This window comes from Microbacterium sp. SZ1 (genome assembly GCF_002362255.1).
Classification (GTDB): Bacteria; Actinomycetota; Actinomycetes; order Actinomycetales; family Microbacteriaceae; genus Microbacterium.
Genome location: NZ_LPVV01000002.1, coordinates 95,677 through 111,800, shown reverse-complemented (window position 1 = coordinate 111,800; position 16,124 = coordinate 95,677). Strand labels below are relative to the sequence as shown.

General features: G+C 69.2%; 16 protein-coding genes. 4 read left to right on the top strand and 12 right to left on the bottom strand.

From position 1 onward, the window contains the following. Nucleotides 1–28 precede the first annotated feature (28 nt). The 11 genes from AUC47_RS01875 to sigJ form a co-directional block, all read right to left on the bottom strand. A complete protein-coding gene (locus tag AUC47_RS01875) occupies nucleotides 29–826 on the bottom strand; it encodes a carbon-nitrogen hydrolase family protein (protein WP_096713542.1) in 798 nt (265 codons plus the stop codon). Then, nucleotides 823–1,740 carry a LysR family transcriptional regulator gene (locus AUC47_RS01870; RefSeq protein ID WP_096713541.1) on the bottom strand — a complete coding sequence of 306 codons (918 nt, stop codon included), beginning with the start codon at nucleotides 1,738–1,740 and terminating at the stop codon, nucleotides 823–825. The genes AUC47_RS01875 and AUC47_RS01870 overlap by 4 nt, the downstream gene beginning before the upstream one ends. Before the next feature lie 3 nt (nucleotides 1,741–1,743). Then, nucleotides 1,744–3,429 carry an ABC transporter ATP-binding protein gene (locus AUC47_RS01865; RefSeq protein ID WP_096713540.1) on the bottom strand — a complete coding sequence of 562 codons (1,686 nt, stop codon included), beginning with the start codon at nucleotides 3,427–3,429 and terminating at the stop codon, nucleotides 1,744–1,746. Next, on the bottom strand, nucleotides 3,426–4,271 hold the full coding sequence (locus tag AUC47_RS01860; protein ID WP_096713539.1) for an ABC transporter permease: 846 nt from the start codon (nucleotides 4,269–4,271) through the stop codon (nucleotides 3,426–3,428). The genes AUC47_RS01865 and AUC47_RS01860 overlap by 4 nt, the downstream gene beginning before the upstream one ends. Then, the gene (locus AUC47_RS01855) at nucleotides 4,268–5,221 is read right to left on the bottom strand and encodes an ABC transporter permease (RefSeq protein WP_218838191.1); all 954 of its coding nucleotides are present in this window, start codon (nucleotides 5,219–5,221) and stop codon (nucleotides 4,268–4,270) included. The genes AUC47_RS01860 and AUC47_RS01855 overlap by 4 nt, the downstream gene beginning before the upstream one ends. Nucleotides 5,222–5,228: 7 nt before the next feature. Further along, on the bottom strand, nucleotides 5,229–6,809 hold the full coding sequence (locus AUC47_RS01850; protein ID WP_096713538.1) for an ABC transporter substrate-binding protein: 1,581 nt from the start codon (nucleotides 6,807–6,809) through the stop codon (nucleotides 5,229–5,231). A 234-nt stretch (nucleotides 6,810–7,043) separates the two neighbouring features. Next, the gene (locus AUC47_RS01845; protein ID WP_096713537.1) at nucleotides 7,044–7,649 is read right to left on the bottom strand and encodes an HD domain-containing protein; all 606 of its coding nucleotides are present in this window, start codon (nucleotides 7,647–7,649) and stop codon (nucleotides 7,044–7,046) included. Nucleotides 7,650–7,814: 165 nt separating this feature from the next. After that, on the bottom strand, nucleotides 7,815–9,194 hold the full coding sequence (locus AUC47_RS01840) for an LLM class flavin-dependent oxidoreductase (protein WP_096713536.1): 1,380 nt from the start codon (nucleotides 9,192–9,194) through the stop codon (nucleotides 7,815–7,817). A 68-nt stretch (nucleotides 9,195–9,262) separates the two neighbouring features. Next, nucleotides 9,263–9,994, bottom strand: coding sequence for a nicotinamide riboside transporter PnuC (gene pnuC / locus AUC47_RS01835; protein WP_096713535.1), 732 nt, complete (start codon nucleotides 9,992–9,994; stop codon nucleotides 9,263–9,265). After that, nucleotides 9,991–10,548 (bottom strand): GNAT family N-acetyltransferase, encoded by a 558-nt coding sequence (locus tag AUC47_RS01830; RefSeq protein ID WP_096713534.1) that lies wholly within the window; start codon nucleotides 10,546–10,548, stop codon nucleotides 9,991–9,993. Before AUC47_RS01830 ends, pnuC begins: the two co-directional genes overlap by 4 nt. Nucleotides 10,549–10,631: 83 nt before the next feature. Then, nucleotides 10,632–11,540 (bottom strand): RNA polymerase sigma factor SigJ, encoded by a 909-nt coding sequence (sigJ, locus tag AUC47_RS01825; protein WP_256999400.1) that lies wholly within the window; start codon nucleotides 11,538–11,540, stop codon nucleotides 10,632–10,634. Between the two features lie 146 nt (nucleotides 11,541–11,686). Here sigJ and AUC47_RS01820 point away from each other — a divergent pair, with 146 nt between their 5' ends. Next, entirely contained in the window at nucleotides 11,687–12,439 is a 753-nt protein-coding gene (locus tag AUC47_RS01820) for an SDR family oxidoreductase (protein ID WP_096713532.1), read from the top strand. Nucleotides 12,440–12,537: 98 nt separating this feature from the next. Continuing rightward, complete coding sequence (locus AUC47_RS01815; protein ID WP_096713531.1) at nucleotides 12,538–13,887, top strand: HNH endonuclease; 1,350 nt, start codon at nucleotides 12,538–12,540, stop codon at nucleotides 13,885–13,887. 47 nt (nucleotides 13,888–13,934) lie between these two features. On the opposite strand, the gene AUC47_RS01810 is transcribed toward AUC47_RS01815, so the two are convergent. Then, nucleotides 13,935–14,852, bottom strand: a complete 918-nt coding sequence (locus AUC47_RS01810; RefSeq protein ID WP_096713530.1) for a DUF808 domain-containing protein — start codon at nucleotides 14,850–14,852, stop codon at nucleotides 13,935–13,937. 166 nt (nucleotides 14,853–15,018) lie between these two features. Between AUC47_RS01810 and msrB the strand changes: the two genes are divergently transcribed. Next, a complete protein-coding gene (msrB, locus tag AUC47_RS01805; RefSeq protein WP_096713529.1) occupies nucleotides 15,019–15,495 on the top strand; it encodes a peptide-methionine (R)-S-oxide reductase MsrB in 477 nt (158 codons plus the stop codon). Next, on the top strand, nucleotides 15,492–16,034 hold the full coding sequence (gene msrA / locus AUC47_RS01800; RefSeq protein ID WP_096713528.1) for a peptide-methionine (S)-S-oxide reductase MsrA: 543 nt from the start codon (nucleotides 15,492–15,494) through the stop codon (nucleotides 16,032–16,034). The genes msrB and msrA overlap by 4 nt, the downstream gene beginning before the upstream one ends. Nucleotides 16,035–16,124 lie beyond the last annotated feature (90 nt).

Here is a 16,124-nt window from a genome sequence, read left to right as displayed (position 1 = left end):
TTCCTTTCGGTGTTCCGGGGTGCGGGCGTCAGGCGGACGCGACGACGGTGAAGCGGCGGTTGGCGAGCGAGGGGTTGACGCTCCGCACCTGGGCGATGCGCTCGGGGCGGGCGTCGGCGACGGCGATGCCGGTCGACTCGCCGATCTCACCGAGAGTGATGCCCATCGGGTCGACGATGATGCTGCCGCCGGTGCCCACCCCCGGTCCCTGCGAGACGGCGGCGACGTAGAGGGTGTTCTCGATAGCGCGGGCGCGGGCGAGGGTGTTCCAGTGGTCTTCCTTGCGGGCGCCGGGCATCCAGGCGGCGGGATAGAGCAGCAGGTCGACGCCGGCGTCGGCGTGCTCGCGCGCGACCTCGGGGAAGCGCAGGTCGTAGCACGTCAGCATCCCGACGGTGACGTCGTCGACCGTGAACGTCACGGGCCCGGCGATGTCGCCGGGGCGGATGTGGTCGGACTCCAGGAACCCGAACGCGTCGTACAGGTGCAGCTTGTGATACACCCTCGAGAGGCCCTCAGCGGGTGTCACGAGCACGAGCGTGTTGTAGCCGCGCGGCTCGCCGTCGATCGACTCGAGCATGCCGGCGACGATCGAGACCCCGGTCCGGCGCGACAGCTCGGCGAGCCCGGTCACGAACGGACCGTCGAGCGGCTCGCCCTGCTTCACGAACTCCTCGTCGAGCGTCGGGACGTCGAACATCGCGAACTCGGGGAAGACGACGAGGCGCGCTCCGGCCGCCGCCGCCTCCTCCGTGAGCCGCGAGATCTCCGCGAGGTTCGCGGCCTTGTCGTCGCCCGAGACCATCTGGCCGATCGCGAACTTCATGATGAACCTTCTTCCGTGGTGAGGCTCTCCGGGACGGAGAGCTCGGTGATGCAGTGCTGCACGAACGCCCGGCCGACCGCGTCGAGGCGGCGATCGAACCAGGAGATGGAGGTCGTGAGCCCCACCGAGGGGTTCACGAGCGTGCGGTACACGACGTTGTGCTGCGGAATGTCCGACAGCGACTTCGGGATGAAGCAGACGCCCATCCCGGCAGACACCATCGCCGCCTGGTCGAGGTACGAGCCCATGACCTCGAGCGAGCGCGGTGAGAACCCGGCGCGCATGCAGGCAGTGACGACCGCGTCGTAACCGGTCGGGTTCGCGGTGCGCGGTCCCTGCAGGATGCGCTCGTTGCGCAGCATCGCGAAGTCGACCTCGTCCACCCCCGCGAGGGGGTGATCGTCGGGGAGCGCCACGAGGTACTCCTCGGCGAACAGCGCGGTCGAGGAGAGGTCCTTGATGTCCGGCTCGGTGAGCAGGATGGCGACGTCGATCGACCCCTGTTCCAGCTCATCGACGAGAAGCGAGGTCGGGATGCTGCGCACCTGCACCGTCGCGGTGGGGTGCGTGCGGATGAAGCTGCGCACGGCGCCAGCGGGGGTGCTGAACATCATCGCCGGCACGATGCCGACGCGCACGCGCCCGAACTCGTGGCTGCGCTGGTCGTCGAGCAGCTGCGTGATGTGCTGCATGGCCTCCAGCACGCGACGGCAGCGGTAGTAGAACTCGCGGCCGGCTTCGGTGGGGGTGATCGGGCGTGTGGTGCGGTCGATCAGCGCGACGCCCACGTCCTTCTCCAGCCGCGAGATCTGCTGCGACAGCGCCGGTGCCGTGATGAAGAGGCTGTCGGCCGCCTGCTTGAAGCCGCCGGCATCCACCAGCGTCACGAACAGCTCGAGTCGTCGTGTCTCCATCTGCTACGCCCTCCTCAGCGCGAGGCGCTCTGCGCGCCGCACCCGCTGGACCTCGGGGTCGGGCACCGGGGCCGCGGCGATCAGGCGTTTCGTGTACTCGTCGCGCGGGTGGTGCAGCACCTCTTCGGTCGGTCCCTCCTCGACGACGTCGCCGTGCCGCAGCACGACCACGCGATTCGAGAGGGTCTCGACCACCGACAGGTCATGGCTGATGAACAGGCACGAGAAGCCGAGCTCGCGCTGCAGGGCGAGGAACAGATCGAGCACCTGCGCCTGCACCGACACGTCGAGGGCGGAGGTCGGCTCGTCGGCGATCATGAGCACCGGATCCGTCGCGATCGCACGCGCGATCCCGATGCGCTGTCGCTGCCCGCCCGAGAGCTCGTGCGGGTAGCGGTCCGACCAGTCGGGGTTCAGCTGCACGCGCTCCAGCAGTTCCTTCGCCCGTGCCCGTCGTGCGCGCGGGTCGCGCACGAGCCCCTGCCACAGCAGCGGATCGGAGATGGCCTGCCCGATCGTGCGGCGAGGATTGAGGGAGGATGCCGGGTCCTGGAAGACCATCGTCACGTGCCGTCGCAGCTGGCGCAGGGCACGCCCCGGGCGCCCGGTGATGCGTTCGCCGCGCACCTCAAGGGTGCCCTCGGTCACCGGGAGCAGCCCGATCGCGGCCTTGCCGATCGTCGATTTCCCCGATCCGGATTCGCCGACGAGGCCGACGATCTCGCCGCGCTGCACCTCGAGGTCGATGCCGTTGATGGCCTGGAAGCCGGGGCGCCGCCAGCGTCCGGGGTAGCGGATCACGGCATCCTGCAGTCGCAGCACCGTCTCGGGCAGCGGCGTCGTCGCCGTCACGCCGTCGATGCGCAGCTTGTTGCGGGCGGCCGAGAGGAAGTCGTCGGCCTTGCCCAGGTGCGGGACCGCGGCGAGCAGCGCCTGCGTGTACGGCTCCTGCGGGGTCGCGAAGAGCTGCGCTGACGGCGCCTCCTCCACGACCCGACCGTCCTTCATGACGACGACCTCGTCCGCCACGTCGGCGACGACGCCCATGTCGTGCGTGATGATGAGCACCGCCATGCCCATGCGCTCCTGGATCTCGGCGATGAGGTCGAGGATCTCGGCCTGCACGGTCACGTCGAGCGCGGTGGTCGGCTCGTCGGCGATCAGCAGGTCGGGCTCCGACGAGATCGCCATCGCGATCATCGCGCGCTGTCGTTGACCGCCCGAGAGCTGGTGCGGGTAGTGGTCGACCTTCTCCTCGGGCGCGGGCATGTGCACGTCGCGCAGGAGCTGCACCGCGCGCTCGCGCGCCACCCTGTGGTCGAGGTCGTGGTGGCTGGTGAGGGCCTCGATCAGCTGGTGACCGATCGTGTAGACGGGGTTCAGCGCCGTCATCGGCTCCTGGAAGATCGTCGCGATGCGCGACCCTCTCAGCGGCCGCAACCCCTTGTCGCGCAGCGGCACGAGGTCGGTGCCGTCGAACAGGATGCGTCCTCGGCGCCGGGCGTTGGGCGGGAGCAGGTCGAGGATCGACATCGCCGTGACCGACTTGCCGGAGCCCGACTCGCCTACGAGCGCGAGCGTCTTGCGACGGTCGACGCTGAACGACACGTCGTAGGTGACCTGACGCCAGCCATCCGGGGTGGCGAACTCGACGGACAGGCCGTCGACCTGCAGCAGCGGTTCGTTCATGAGCGCTTCTTCGCTTTCGGGTCGAGGAGGTCGCGGAGGGCGTCGCCGAGGATGCCGAACGCGAGGATCGTGAGCACGATGACCGCGCCGGGCACGAGCAGCACGTGCGGATCGGTCGTCAGGTACCGCTGGCCCTGGGCGACCATCGAACCCCAGGACGGGGTCGGCGGCACGACGCCGAGTCCGAGGTAGCTGAGACCGGACTCCATGAGGATCGCGGCGGCCATCGTCAGTGAGAACTGCACGATGATCGGCGCCGAGACGTTCGCGAGAACGGTGCGGAACAGGATGACGACGGTCGGCGCCCCGAACGTGCGTGCCGCGTCGACGTACTCCTCGCGCTTCGCGGAGAGCACCTGGCCGTAGGTGATCCGGGCGAAGATCGGGGCGAACAGCACGCCGATCGCGATGATGAGCGTCACCGGCCCCGGTCCGTACAGCGTCACCGCGAGCAGCGCCAGCACGATGGGCGGGAACGCGAGGATGACGTCCACGATGAGTCGCATCGTGACCACCTCGGTGATGCCGTTGAAGTAGGCGCCGAGAAGCCCGAGCAGCGTGCCGAGCACGGTGGCCAGCACCGTGGCGCCGAGCGCGATGAACAGCTCGACCTGCGCGCCGAACATGATGCGGGACAGGATGTCGCGGCCGAGTTCGTCGGTGCCGAGCAGGTGCCCTGGGCTGAACATCGGCTGCAGGCGGATAGCGACGTTCTGCGCGATCGGGTCGTACGGGGCGAGCAGCGGCGCGAAGGCCATGAGCACGAGGATGACGACGAGGTACACCACCATGACGGCGCGGAGCGGGGTGATCGCCTGACGGAGGCGGGGGCTGAGTTTCATGCTCGCCTCACTCGGGGGTCGAGGATTCCGTAGGTGATGTCGACGACGATGTTGATCGCGATGAAGAGCATGGCGATCACGATCACGACGCCCTGCACGACCGGGTAGTCGCGGGTCGTGACGCCGTCGACGAGCAGGCTCGACAGGCCCGGATAGTTGAACACCCGCTCCACGAGCACGGTCGATCCGAGCAGCGTGCCGAACCCGATGCCCACGACCGTGACGACCGGGGTCAGAGAGTTGCGCAGCACGTGCCGGCGGAACACCGTCATCGGGGCGAGACCGATCGACTTCGCGGTGCGCACCCAGTCCTGGGTCTGCACCTCGAGCACGGCCGACCTCGTCATGCGGGCGATCTGCGCCGCGAACCCGACCGCGAGCGAGATCGCGGGAAGGGTGAGGCTCTTGATCGCGCCGAGGAAGTCCTTCGAGGGATCCACGTATCCGCCTGCCGGGAAGAGGCCGAGGGTGATCGAGAACACGAGGATCAGCACGGCTCCGAACACGAACACCGGAAGGGCCACGCCGATGGAGCTGAGCGCAGTGACGAGAGTGTCCACCCAGCCACCGCGGCGGGCGGCCAGGGCGCCCATGGCGACTCCGATCACGATCGACAGGATCGTGGCGTAGGCGACGAGCAGGAGGGTGCGAGGGAGGCGGGCGCCGATGGCCTCGAGTACGGGCTGCGAGGTGCGGAACGACTCGCCGAGGTCGCCGGTGAAGACACCGCCGAGGAATGAGAAGTACTGCGCGAGCAGCGGCTGGTCGAGGCCCAGCTGCTCACGGAGCGCCGCGACGGCCTCCGGGCTGGGCGCCCCGCCGTCACCGGTGCTGAGCAGCAGCACAGCGGGGTCGCCCGGAACGAGTTGCAGTGCGGAGAAGATGAGGGTGAGGACCAGTAGGACCAGTCCCACCCCCATCGCCAGCCGCTTCGCGATGAAGAGGATCACGGTCTGGTCACTCCACGGAGGCGTGAGCCAGGTTGAGGGAGCTGTAGAAGACGAGGAATCCGGGCAGCGTCTCGAAGCCCTTCACCTTGTCGTTGTAGGCGTACGCCTGCTCGCGGGTGTTGATCGACGCGAAGGGTACGTCCTCCGCCCAGATGTCGGCGATCTGCGCGTAGATCTCCTTCTTCGCCGCGTCGTCGTCGGCGGCGCGAAGGCCGTCTTCGATCAGGCCGCGCAGCGTCTCGTTCGAGTAGCCCCAGCCGACGTTGAAGTTGCGGCTGTCGACGACCCAGTTCAGAAGGTACGACGGGTCGGTGATGACGCCGGCGTCGCCGGAGACGGCGAGGTCGTACTCGCCCGCGTTGCCCTTGCTGACCCGCGTCGACCAGTCAGGAGCGTCGAGCGTGACGTCGATGCCGACGGCGCGCAGGTCCTCCTGCACCGACAGCGCGTTGTCCTGCAGGAAGGTGTACTGCGAGGTCGAGAGAAGCGTCGCGGAGAAGCCGTCGGGGTACCCGGCATCCGCCAGCAGCTCCTTGGCCTTCTCGGGGTCGTAGCTCCACAGCTCGGCCGCCTTCGGGTCGTATGCGGGGTCGTCCTCCGGGATCACGATGCCGTCGAGCGGGGCGCCGTTGCTCTGGAACGCCGCGGTCACCGCGTTCTCGCGGTTCAGCGCATAGGCGACCGCCTGGCGCACCTTCGGGTCGGCGAACGGGCCGTCGGTGACGTTGAACTGGACGTACTGGAACGGGCCCTGCTGCGCGTCGACCGTGAGCCCGGCATCCGACACCCGCTGGAAGTTCTCCCACGGCACGTACTCGATCATGTCGACGTCGCCGCTCAGCAGCGCGTTCGTGCGGGCCTCGCCGTCGGGGTAGAACTTCACCTCGATGCTGTCGAGCGACACCTCGTCAGCGTCGTAGTAGTCCTCGTTCTTCTCGACCGTGAGGCCGATGCCCTGGTCGAGGTTCGTCATCTCGAAGGGGCCGGCGCCGACCCAGTTCGCCGTGTCGGCGTTGAGCGACGAGTCGGGCACGATCGCGGCGAACGGCAGGGCCAGGTACTGCAGGAACGCGGTGTTCGGCTGCGCGAGCGTGATGGTGACGGTGTCGCCGTCGGCGGTGATATCGGTGATGTCCTTGAGACCGGCGGCGAGCTGCGAGCCGTTCGCGGGGTCGCGGTAGTAGTCGAGGGAGTTCTTCACGTTGTCGGCCGTGAGCGGGGTGTCGTCGTGGAACGTCAGGTCGGGACGCAGCGTGAACACGTACTTCGTGGGGTCGCTCGTGTCGACCGATTCGGCGACACCGGGCACCACGGCGCCCTTCTCGTCGTACGTCATGAGTCCGCGATGCACCATGGTGAGCAGCTGGTTCACGGCACCGCCCTGCTGCATGCCGGTGATGGGGGTGGCCGGCTCGGCGGAGAGACCGAACACGAGGGTCTGCGATCCGCCCTCGCCGCCCGAGTCACCGGAGTCGCCCGACCCGCCGCAGCCGGCGAGGACGAGGACGGATGCCGCGCCGAAGGCGACGGCGCCGATCCAGCGGGCCGGAGTGCTCCCGTGACGGCGGAGATGCTGTGAAGCAGGCATGACGAAGTCCTTCCATGGCGCGCCGAGGCGCCATCGCTCGAGGTGTCACGAAACACGGAGCGTCGTCATCGACGGCTCCGTTGCTCGTCGGGTGAGGGGATCTCGGGTGTGGCTGAACCCTTCGAGATCGATTATGTCCACCACGCAGATAAGTGGAAAGTTCGACTTCTCAGCGCGACATAACGGATTGCTTAACCTGTACCCGCGACCTGGGGTTTTCCCGAACCGCCCGTGTCAGGTCAGGCTCTCGAGGGGATTGTCGCGGAGCTTGCGCACGACGCCGCCGTCGACGAGGCGGCAGGCGGAGGTCGACGGCTTCCGCTCGGCCTGGTCGACCACGGCGGCGCCGAACTCGTGCGCGAGCTCGAGACGCGGATGGGCGGCGAGCACCTCGTGGAGGAACTGGGCTGGCAGGCCATCCGGCCGCGCGCCCGAGATGTCGAGCGCGGTGGCGATCTCCAGCAGGTAGCCCTCGGCATCCTGCGCCGGATCCACGACCGGCCAGTTGTGCTCGATGATCACGTCGAGCACGCGGCGGCGCCGCACGGCATCCCATCCCGCTCCTGCCGTCAGCGCGACGCCGACGTGCCCGCCCGCATGCTCGTACGCGAGGGTGTGGTTGTCGAACTCGGGCGTGAGGCCGATGTCGTGCAGCATCGCCGCGACGTAGAGCAGCTCGTGATCGATGGCATCGAACCCCTCGATGGCCGCGAACGCCTCGGCCCACAGCCATGAGCGCGTGACGTGGTTCAGGATCGAGGGCGAGTGGTACTCCCGCGCCAGGGCGAGTGCGCCGCGCGCGGCGGCCGTGTCGGGAACGGGGAAGTCGTCGATGCGCATGGCGCCAGTCTCACTCGCAGCCGGAGATGACGCGAGCGGGCGGGCGGACAGCATCCCTCGGAATCCGGCCAACGGCCGACACGATCTGCGGAGATGGGCAGGAATTGCGGATGCTGTGCGCGCCGGCATCCGCGATTCGTGCCCTCCACCGCAGAAGTGGCAGGCTCAGCCGACGCGCGCGCCCACCCGGTACCGGGCCGCGCGATGCGTGTCCTGCACCCGGTCGCCCTTGCCGTGCAGTTTGTGACGCAAAGTGCCGGGCGTGTACTCCTCGGGGTAGGCGCCGCGTGCACGCAGCACCGGGATGACGTGCTCGATCACGTCCTGCCAGGTGCCGGGCGTGACGGCGTAGGCGAGGTTGAAGCCGTCGATGTCGGTCTCGTCGACCCAGGACTGCAGCTCGTCGGCGATCTCCTCGCCCGAGCCGACGATCGTCGGGCCGAGACCGCCGATCGCATTGTGGCGGCCGAAGTCGCCGACGGTCCACTCGCGGCCGAGGTCGGCCTCCTCCTTGAGGTGCTGCAGCACCGACTGGATGGCGTTGGACTCGACGTTCCCGACCGGCTCGTCCTCTTTGTATTGCGACAGGTCGACGCCCATCCAGCCCGACATGAACGTCAGCGCGCCCTCGGGGCTCGCGTACGACAGGTACTCGGCGTGCTTCGCCGCGGCCTCCTCCGAGGTGGCGCCGGTGATCACCGTGAGCAGCGTGTAGATGCGGGCGTCGTAGCGGTCGCGGCCGGCGGCTTCGAGCGCGTCGCGGATGCGCTTCACCGTGCCGGCCAGCACCTCCTTCGACGGCGCCGCCACGAAGATGGCCTCGGCGTTCTCCGTCGCGAACTTCACGCCGCGGGGGCTCGCGCCCGCCTGGTAGATCACGGGCGTGCGCTGCGGCGACGGCTCGGAGATGTGGATGCCGGGGACGCTGAAGTGCTTCCCCTCATGCCCGATCGGGTGCACCTTCGCCGGGTCGGTGAAGATGCCGCGCTCACGGTCCTCGACCACGGCGTCGTCCTCCCACGACCCCTCCCACAGCTTGTAGAGCACCTCGACGTACTCGTCGGCGTGGTCGTAGCGGTCGTCGTGGGCGAGCTGGTCGGTCTGGCCCATGTTGCGGGCGGCGCTTGGCAGATATCCGGTCACGACGTTCCAGCCCACGCGGCCCTGCGTGAGGTGGTCGAGTGTGCTGAGGCGACGGGCGAATGGGTACGGATGCTCGAAGGCGGTGCCGGCGGTGACGCCGAAGCCCAGGTGCTCGGTCACGGCCGCCATGGCGCTCACGAGCAGGATCGGGTCGTTCACGGGCACCTGGGCGCCGTTGCGGATCGCGGCCTCGTTCGTGCCGCCGTACACGTCGTAGGTGCCGAGCACGTCGGCGATGAAGATGCCGTCGAAGGTCGCGCTCTCGAGCAGCTTCGCGAGGTCGGTCCAGTACGAGATGGTGTTGTACTGCCGCGAGCGGTCGTCGGGGTGGCGCCACAGGCCGGACGACTGGTGGGCGACGCAGTTCATGTCGAAGGCGTTGAAGCGGATCTGGCGGGTCATGCGGTCCAGGAAACCGTGCGTCGGCGTTTCGGGCCAGCGTCACCGACACATGCCGTCACAGGGGCGAGTCAGCGACGACGACGCCGGGCAGTGCTGATCGGCGCGGTCTGCGGCCGTGGATCCGGCATCAGGGTGTCGACCTGCGGCTTCTCGTTCGCCTGCGCACGGCACCACACCACGAAGCCGACAGCCGTGAACACGCCGTAGAACACGTACATGAACCCGGTCGCGTAGAACCCTGAGGCGAACAGCAGCGGCACCCCGACGACGTCGACGGCGATCCAGATGAGCCAGAACTCCGTCCAGCCCTTCGCCATGCCGTAGGTGGCGAGCAGCGACCCGACGAAGGTCCAGGCGTCGGCCCACACCGGCTCGTACGACCCGAGCGCCCGGAACAGCGGGGTCAGCGCCACGGTGCCGATCACGAGGGCGAGCACGAGGCCGATCCGGGCGCCGTTCGGCGCCCATCGCGGGGTCACCCGCCCGCCGTGGTCCGACGCCTGCTTCCACCGCACCCAGCCGTAGATCGCGACGACGATGAACATGATCTGGCGCCCGGCCTGGCCGAGCAGATGCGGCAGCTCGTGGTCGGGGTTGAGGATGGTGCCGAGGAACACCGTGAGCAGCAGCACGTTGCCGACGATGCCGACCGGCCAGGCCCACACCTTGCGGCGCATACCGCCCAGAGCGCTCGCGAGACCGAACGCGTTGCCGACGACCTCGCGGACGAGCAGCGTCTGTCCGCCAGGGAGCACCCACTGCGAGTTGAAGGCTTCGACGAGCCAGACGAAGAGGTTCACTCGGCGGCTCCGTCGGCTTCGTCGGCGCCGGCGAGGTCCGGCGGGAAAGGGCGGTCGTCGAGGATCAGCTGCAGGAACGTCAGGTCGAGCCAGCGACCGAACTTGGCGCCGACCTGCGGCATCCGTCCGACCTGGAGGAAGTCGAGGCGCTTGTGCAGCACGATCGAGGGGAGGTTGCCGCTCTCGACGGCCGCGACCATGACGTGGATGCCGAGGCGGCGGGCGCGCTCGATGAGCTCGCCCATCAGCGCCGTGCCGATGCCGCGGCCCTGCTGGTCGCCGCGCACGTAGATCGAGTGCTCGACGGTGTGGCGGAACCCGCTGTGGGGACGCCACTCGCCGAACGAGGCGTAGCCGACGACGCCGGTGTCGTCGACGGCGACGATCACGGGGTATCCGCGCCCCTGTCGCGCGGCGAGCCAGGCGGCTCGGTCCGCGACGTCGACGGCGTCCTCGTTCCAGATCGCCGTGGTGTGCACGACGGCGTGGTTGTGGATGTCGGTGATGGCGTCGAGGTCGGCCGTCTCCGCATCCCGGATCTGGGGGTCGCTCATCGGATCTCCTGCGTGGGCGTTCGGGTGCGCAGGACGACGCTAGCAGGATGCCGTCGGGCCGGCGTCCCGCGCTCTCCGACAGCTCAGCTCGAGGACCCCCACAGGGTGAGCTTCTCGGGGTTCAGCACGATCCACAGGCGAGTGATGCGCCCCTCCTGCACCTGGAACTCCATCACGGAGTGGACAGCCGGTCCGTTGCGGAACACGAACCCGACGCCGCCCGCGAGCTGCTGCTCCTCGAGTGTCAGTTCCGGATGCTTCGCCGCGATGCCGAGCAGGAAGCGCGCGACCCGGTCGGCGCCGGTCACGATGTTGCGCGCCGCGCTCACGAAGCCGCCGCCGTCGCTGTGCAGCTGCACGTCGGGCGCGAGGAACCGCAGCAGGCTCGCGACCTCGCCCGTGCGCGTGGCCTCCTGGAACGCGCGCACCACGCGGTCGTGCTCGGCGCGCGGCACGGCCTGCGCGCGGTTCTCGCGCACGTGACGCCTCGCCGAGGAGGCGAGCTGGCGCACGGCGGCGGCCGAGCGGCCCACGGCCTGGGCGATGTCGTCGAAGGGCACGTCGAAGACGTCGTGCAGCACGAAGGCGACCCGCTCGGCCGGGGTCATCGCCTCGAGCACGACGAGCAGCGCGGTGGAGACATCGTCGTCGAGCGTGACGCGGTCGAGCGGATCGTCCGTCGACGCGGCCCTGGCCGGCGCAGTCCCACGGAACAGGTCGGCGGGCACAGGCTCCGGCAGCCACGGACCCACGTACTGCTCGCGCCGCCGCCTGGCGGAGCCGAGCAGGTCGAGGGCGACGCGCCCCGCGACGGTCGTCAGCCAGCCGGCGGGGTTCGCGATCGCGGCGCGCTCGCGGTCGTCGAGACGGTACCAGCGCAGATAGGTCTCCTGCACGACGTCTTCGGCATCCGCCATCGTGCCGGTCATGCGATACCCGAGCGCGAGCAGGCGCCGACGCTCGCGGAACACCTCGTCCAGGTCGTCGTCCACACCGGCTCCTCTCGCGCGCTGCTCTCGCAGGATATGACGACGCGGCGTCCGGAGATGTGAGCCTGACACTCTGCCGGGCTGCGTCGTCATCTCAGGTGAGGGCGTGCGTATGCGCGTCGGGGAGCACGACAGCAGGGAGGATGCGGATGAGGATCGCGGTCGCAGGAGGAACGGGAGTCGTCGGGCGATACGCCGTCGAGGCGGCGCAGGATGCCGGACACGACGTCGTGGTGCTGGCGCGGTCGCGCGGCGTCGACGTGCTGACGGGGGCGGGGCTCGATGCCGCTCTGGACGCGGCGGATGCCGTCATCGACGCCACGAACAGCGGAACCACGCTCTCGGCGAAGAAGGCGACCGCGTTCTTCGAGGCCGCGACGCGGAACCTGCTCGAGGCCGAGCGCCGGGTGGGGGTGGGTCACCATGTCGCCCTGTCGATCGTCGGCATCGACGGCATCGACGCCTCGTACTATGCGGGCAAGCTGGCTCAGGAGCGGGCCGTGGCGGCGGGAGCCGTGCCGTTCACGATCGCCCGAGCGGGGCAGTTCCACGAGTTCGCGGGGCAGGTGCTGTCGGGCATGAAGGGGCCGTTCGCGCTGGTGCCGAAGCTGCTCATGCGTCCGGTGGCGGCGCGCGAGGTCGGCACGCATCTCGTGCGCGTGGCCGAGGGCGGGCCGGTCGAGCGGGCGCGGGATCTGGTCGGTCCTCGCGACGAGGTGTTGGTCGACGTGGCGCGGCGACAGCTGGCAGTCGAGGGGCGGCGTCGGGGCGTGCTCGAGGTGCGGCTGCCGGGGACGTACGGGCGGGGGCTCGCCTCGGGAGTGCTGCGGGGCGATGCGGGCGCTCTGCAGGGGCGAATCACGTTCGAGGAGTGGCTGCGGAGTCCCGACCGCAGGCACTGAGGACTGCGTGGGGTTTCGTCTTCTTCGGCGGGAGTTTGCTCTGCGATCGGATGCCGGCATTCCACACTGCACTCGAACATAAGTACTAAACTGGGGGCATGGCCAACCCGCATCTGATCCCGCTCGTCGAGGCCCTCTGGCGCCTCGACGAGGCGTGGGCCGACGCCGCGAACGGTGCCGAGCTGTCGCGGACACAGCTGCTCGTCGCGCATCAGGCGGTCGGGGTGATGCAGCGCAGGCTCGACGGGATCCACGCCGAGATCGCCGCCGGGATCGCCCGGGAGTCCCGACCGGAACTCGGAGCCGAAGGACTCGCGAAGCAACAGGGGTTCCGGTCGCCGGCGACCATGATCGCCGCGACGACAGGCGCATCGACCGGCGACGCCTCGCGGCTTGTGAAGGTCGGCGAGGCGACCGCGCCCCGGGCGAACCTGCTCGGGGAGGCGCTGCCACCGCGATACCCGTTCCTGCAGAGGGTGCTCGCCGCGGGAGAGCTGAGTGCCGCGGGTGCGGCGATCATCGTGACGCTGCTCGATCGTGCTCGCCTCACGGTCGACCTCACGCGCGTCGACGAGGCGGAACGGCTGCTGGTGGAGCGGGCGCGAGGGCTGTCGCTCGACGATGTGCGCAAGCTGGTCGTCCGCGCCGAGGCCTGGCTCGACCCCGACGGCGTCGCCCCGCGCGAGGAAGCGGCCCGGTCGCAGCGGGCGCTGACGATGTTCGAGCGCGACGGCTCGCTGCACCTGACCCTGCAGACCGACATCGCCTCGGGCGCACCGATCAGAGCAGCGATCCACGCGTTCGTCGGGGCGACGTTCCAGGCGCGTGCGCAGGCACCGGACCCGGACGCGGGCGACGCGGATCATCGCACCGTGGCGATGATCCAGGCCGACGCGCTCACCGCGATCTGCGAGCACGCGATCGCCTGCGACAACGGCGGGATGCCGACCACCGGCGCGACCGTCGTGGTGCGCGTCTCCCTCGACGACCTGACCGCAGGAACGGGCGTCGCGACGATCGACGGCACCGACCGGCCCGCGAGCATCAGCACCTGCCGGCGCATCGCCGCGAGCGGGGCAGTGATCCCCGCGGTTCTCGGAGCCGACAGCGAGATCCTCGACTGGGGACGCGAGAAACGACTCTTCACCCGGGCGCAACGCCTGGCCCTCGTCGAACGCGACGGCGGATGCGCCATGTGCGGACTTCCACCACAGATGACGAAAGCCCACCACCTCCGGTGGTGGCACCGGGATACCGGGCCGACGGATCTGGCCAACGGGGTGCTGCTGTGCGAGTCGTGTCATCATCGCATCCACGACAACGGGTGGGACATCCGCATCGACGGCGCCGGCACCACCGCACGGGTCTGGCTCATCCCACCCGCCACCGTCGACCCCACCCGCACCCCACGCCTCGGCGGCCGCGCCCGCTACGACATCGCCGCCTGAGAGAGTCCAACCCCATGCCTGAGCGTCCGTCGCTCAGGCGATGGGACTCAGACGTGCACGTCGGCGGGGGATTCCTCGCCCTCGTGGAAGCTCGGCTTCTTGCCCAGCATCCGTCCGATCCCGAGCACGATTCCGACGATGACCAGCCCGGCGATGAGCCCGGCGATCGCCGAGATGATCGTGTCGACGATCCAGACCACGACCGCACCGGCCGGCTCGAGCGCGTGCTCCACGGCGTGCAGCACGTCGACCGGGAAGTGCCAGCCCACCTCGCCGAGGTTCACGAGCAGCAGATGGCCGCCGACCCACAGCATCGCGACCGTGCCGAGGATGCTGATGAAACGGAACACAGCCGGCATCGACCGCACGATGCGAGTACCCGTATGGCGCACGCGCCGCTCCGGACTCTTCGCCATCTTCAGGCCGATGTCGTCGATCTTCACCAGCAGCGCGACGGCGCCGTACACGACACCCGTCATCAGCACCGCGATCACCGCGAGGATGGCGAGGGTCGTCCAGAGGTCCAACCCCGCCTCGAGATTCGCGAGCGAGATGAGCATGATCTCGGTCGAGAGGATCAGGTCGGTGCGCACCGCACCCCACACGAGCTTGTTCTCATTGCGGGCGCCCTCGTCGGCATGACCGTGGTGCACGCCGAACCACTCGAGCACCTTCTCGGCACCCTCGAAGCACAGGTACGCGCCGCCCAGGATCAGCAGGTACGGCAGCACCCACGGTGCGAACGCCGTCAGCAGCAACGCGATCGGGATGATGATCACGAACTTGTTCGCCAGCGATCCCAGTGCGATCTTCGCGACGACCGGCAGCTCTCGCGCCGGCGTGATGCCCTGCACGTACTGCGGCGTCACAGCGGCATCGTCGATCACGACCCCGGCCGCCTTGGCCGACGCCTTCATCGCCGCGCTCAGAATGTCGTCGACGACGGCGAGCAGACCAACCGACATGTGCGTTCTCCCCAGGGTCAGAGTGCAGGTGCGTGCAGAGGTGCAACTCTATCGACTCCGCTGAAACTCACAGCGCGCTCACAGCCCCGCGGGACCAAATCCGGCATCCGCTCTGTTCTTCCCTATGACGCCGCAGCCAGCCGCGTCGGACAAAGGAGACAGGACCATGTCGAACGACTACGGCAAGACCCCGCAGGCCATCAGCGAGCTCACGCACCTGCAGTACGAGGTGACGCAGGAGGACGGTACCGAGCCGCCCTTCCACAACGCGTACTGGAACAACCATGACGACGGCATCTATGTCGACGTCGTCTCGGGACAGCCGCTGTTCTCGTCGACCGACAAGTACGACAGCGGCACCGGATGGCCGAGCTTCACCAAGCCGATCGACGCGGGTGCCGTCACCACCCGCACCGACCGCAAGCTGTGGATGACCCGCACCGAGGCCCGCTCCACCGGCGCCGACAGCCACCTCGGGCACGTCTTCGACGACGGACCCGTCGCCGACGGCGGCCTGCGCTACTGCATGAACTCGGCCGCCCTGCGCTTCATCCCGGTCGACCGACTCGAGGAGGAGGGCTACGGTCGATACAGCCGCCTCTTCGACACCACCGCCACCCGAACCTCTGAGGAGCAGTCATGACCGACACCGGCACCATCACCCGCACCCCCGGAACCGAGACCGCCGTCCTCGCCGGCGGCTGCTTCTGGGGCATGGAAGACCTCATCCGCCGTCAGCCCGGCGTGCTCGACACCCGCGTCGGCTACACCGGCGGTCAGAACGACCACGCCACCTACCGCAACCACCCGGGTCACGCGGAGGCCGTGGAGATCGTGTTCGACCCGACGAAGACGACGTACCGCGACATCCTCGCGTTCTTCTTCCAGATCCATGACCCGTCGACCCTGAACCGCCAGGGCAACGACATCGGCTCGAGCTACCGGTCGGCGATCTTCCCGCTCAGCCCCGAGCAGGAGCGCGTCGCCCGCGACACCATCGCCGACGTGGACGCCTCCGGGCTGTGGCCGGGCAAGGCCGTCACCACGATCGAGCCCGAGGGTCCGTTCTGGGAGGCCGAGCCCGAGCACCAGGACTACCTGATCCGCTACCCCAACGGCTACACCTGCCACTTCCCGCGCGCGGGTTGGGTGCTGCCCAAGCGCGAGGACGCGACCGTCTGACCGACCCTTCGCGTTCCGAGGTCTCACTCCGTGGCCTCACACCCGGGGGCCGACACGCCGCCTGACGGACGTTTCCTGCCGAAGCGTTCG

What these genes read in the sequence shown, in the direction of transcription:
- AUC47_RS01875 (WP_096713542.1), bottom strand. Translation starts at nt 826, where the DNA reads ATGAAGTTCGCGATCGGCCAGATGGTCTCGGGCGACGACAAGGCCGCG.
- AUC47_RS01870 (WP_096713541.1), bottom strand. Translation starts at nt 1,740, where the DNA reads ATGGAGACACGACGACTCGAGCTGTTCGTGACGCTGGTGGATGCCGGC.
- AUC47_RS01865 (WP_096713540.1), bottom strand. Translation starts at nt 3,429, where the DNA reads ATGAACGAACCGCTGCTGCAGGTCGACGGCCTGTCCGTCGAGTTCGCC.
- AUC47_RS01860 (WP_096713539.1), bottom strand. Translation starts at nt 4,271, where the DNA reads ATGAAACTCAGCCCCCGCCTCCGTCAGGCGATCACCCCGCTCCGCGCC.
- AUC47_RS01850 (WP_096713538.1), bottom strand. Translation starts at nt 6,809, where the DNA reads ATGCCTGCTTCACAGCATCTCCGCCGTCACGGGAGCACTCCGGCCCGC.
- AUC47_RS01845 (WP_096713537.1), bottom strand. Translation starts at nt 7,649, where the DNA reads ATGCGCATCGACGACTTCCCCGTTCCCGACACGGCCGCCGCGCGCGGC.
- AUC47_RS01840 (WP_096713536.1), bottom strand. Translation starts at nt 9,194, where the DNA reads ATGACCCGCCAGATCCGCTTCAACGCCTTCGACATGAACTGCGTCGCC.
- AUC47_RS01830 (WP_096713534.1), bottom strand. Translation starts at nt 10,548, where the DNA reads ATGAGCGACCCCCAGATCCGGGATGCGGAGACGGCCGACCTCGACGCC.
- AUC47_RS01820 (WP_096713532.1), top strand. Translation starts at nt 11,687, where the DNA reads ATGAGGATCGCGGTCGCAGGAGGAACGGGAGTCGTCGGGCGATACGCC.
- AUC47_RS01815 (WP_096713531.1), top strand. Translation starts at nt 12,538, where the DNA reads ATGGCCAACCCGCATCTGATCCCGCTCGTCGAGGCCCTCTGGCGCCTC.
- AUC47_RS01810 (WP_096713530.1), bottom strand. Translation starts at nt 14,852, where the DNA reads ATGTCGGTTGGTCTGCTCGCCGTCGTCGACGACATTCTGAGCGCGGCG.
- msrB (WP_096713529.1), top strand. Translation starts at nt 15,019, where the DNA reads ATGTCGAACGACTACGGCAAGACCCCGCAGGCCATCAGCGAGCTCACG.
- msrA (WP_096713528.1), top strand. Translation starts at nt 15,492, where the DNA reads ATGACCGACACCGGCACCATCACCCGCACCCCCGGAACCGAGACCGCC.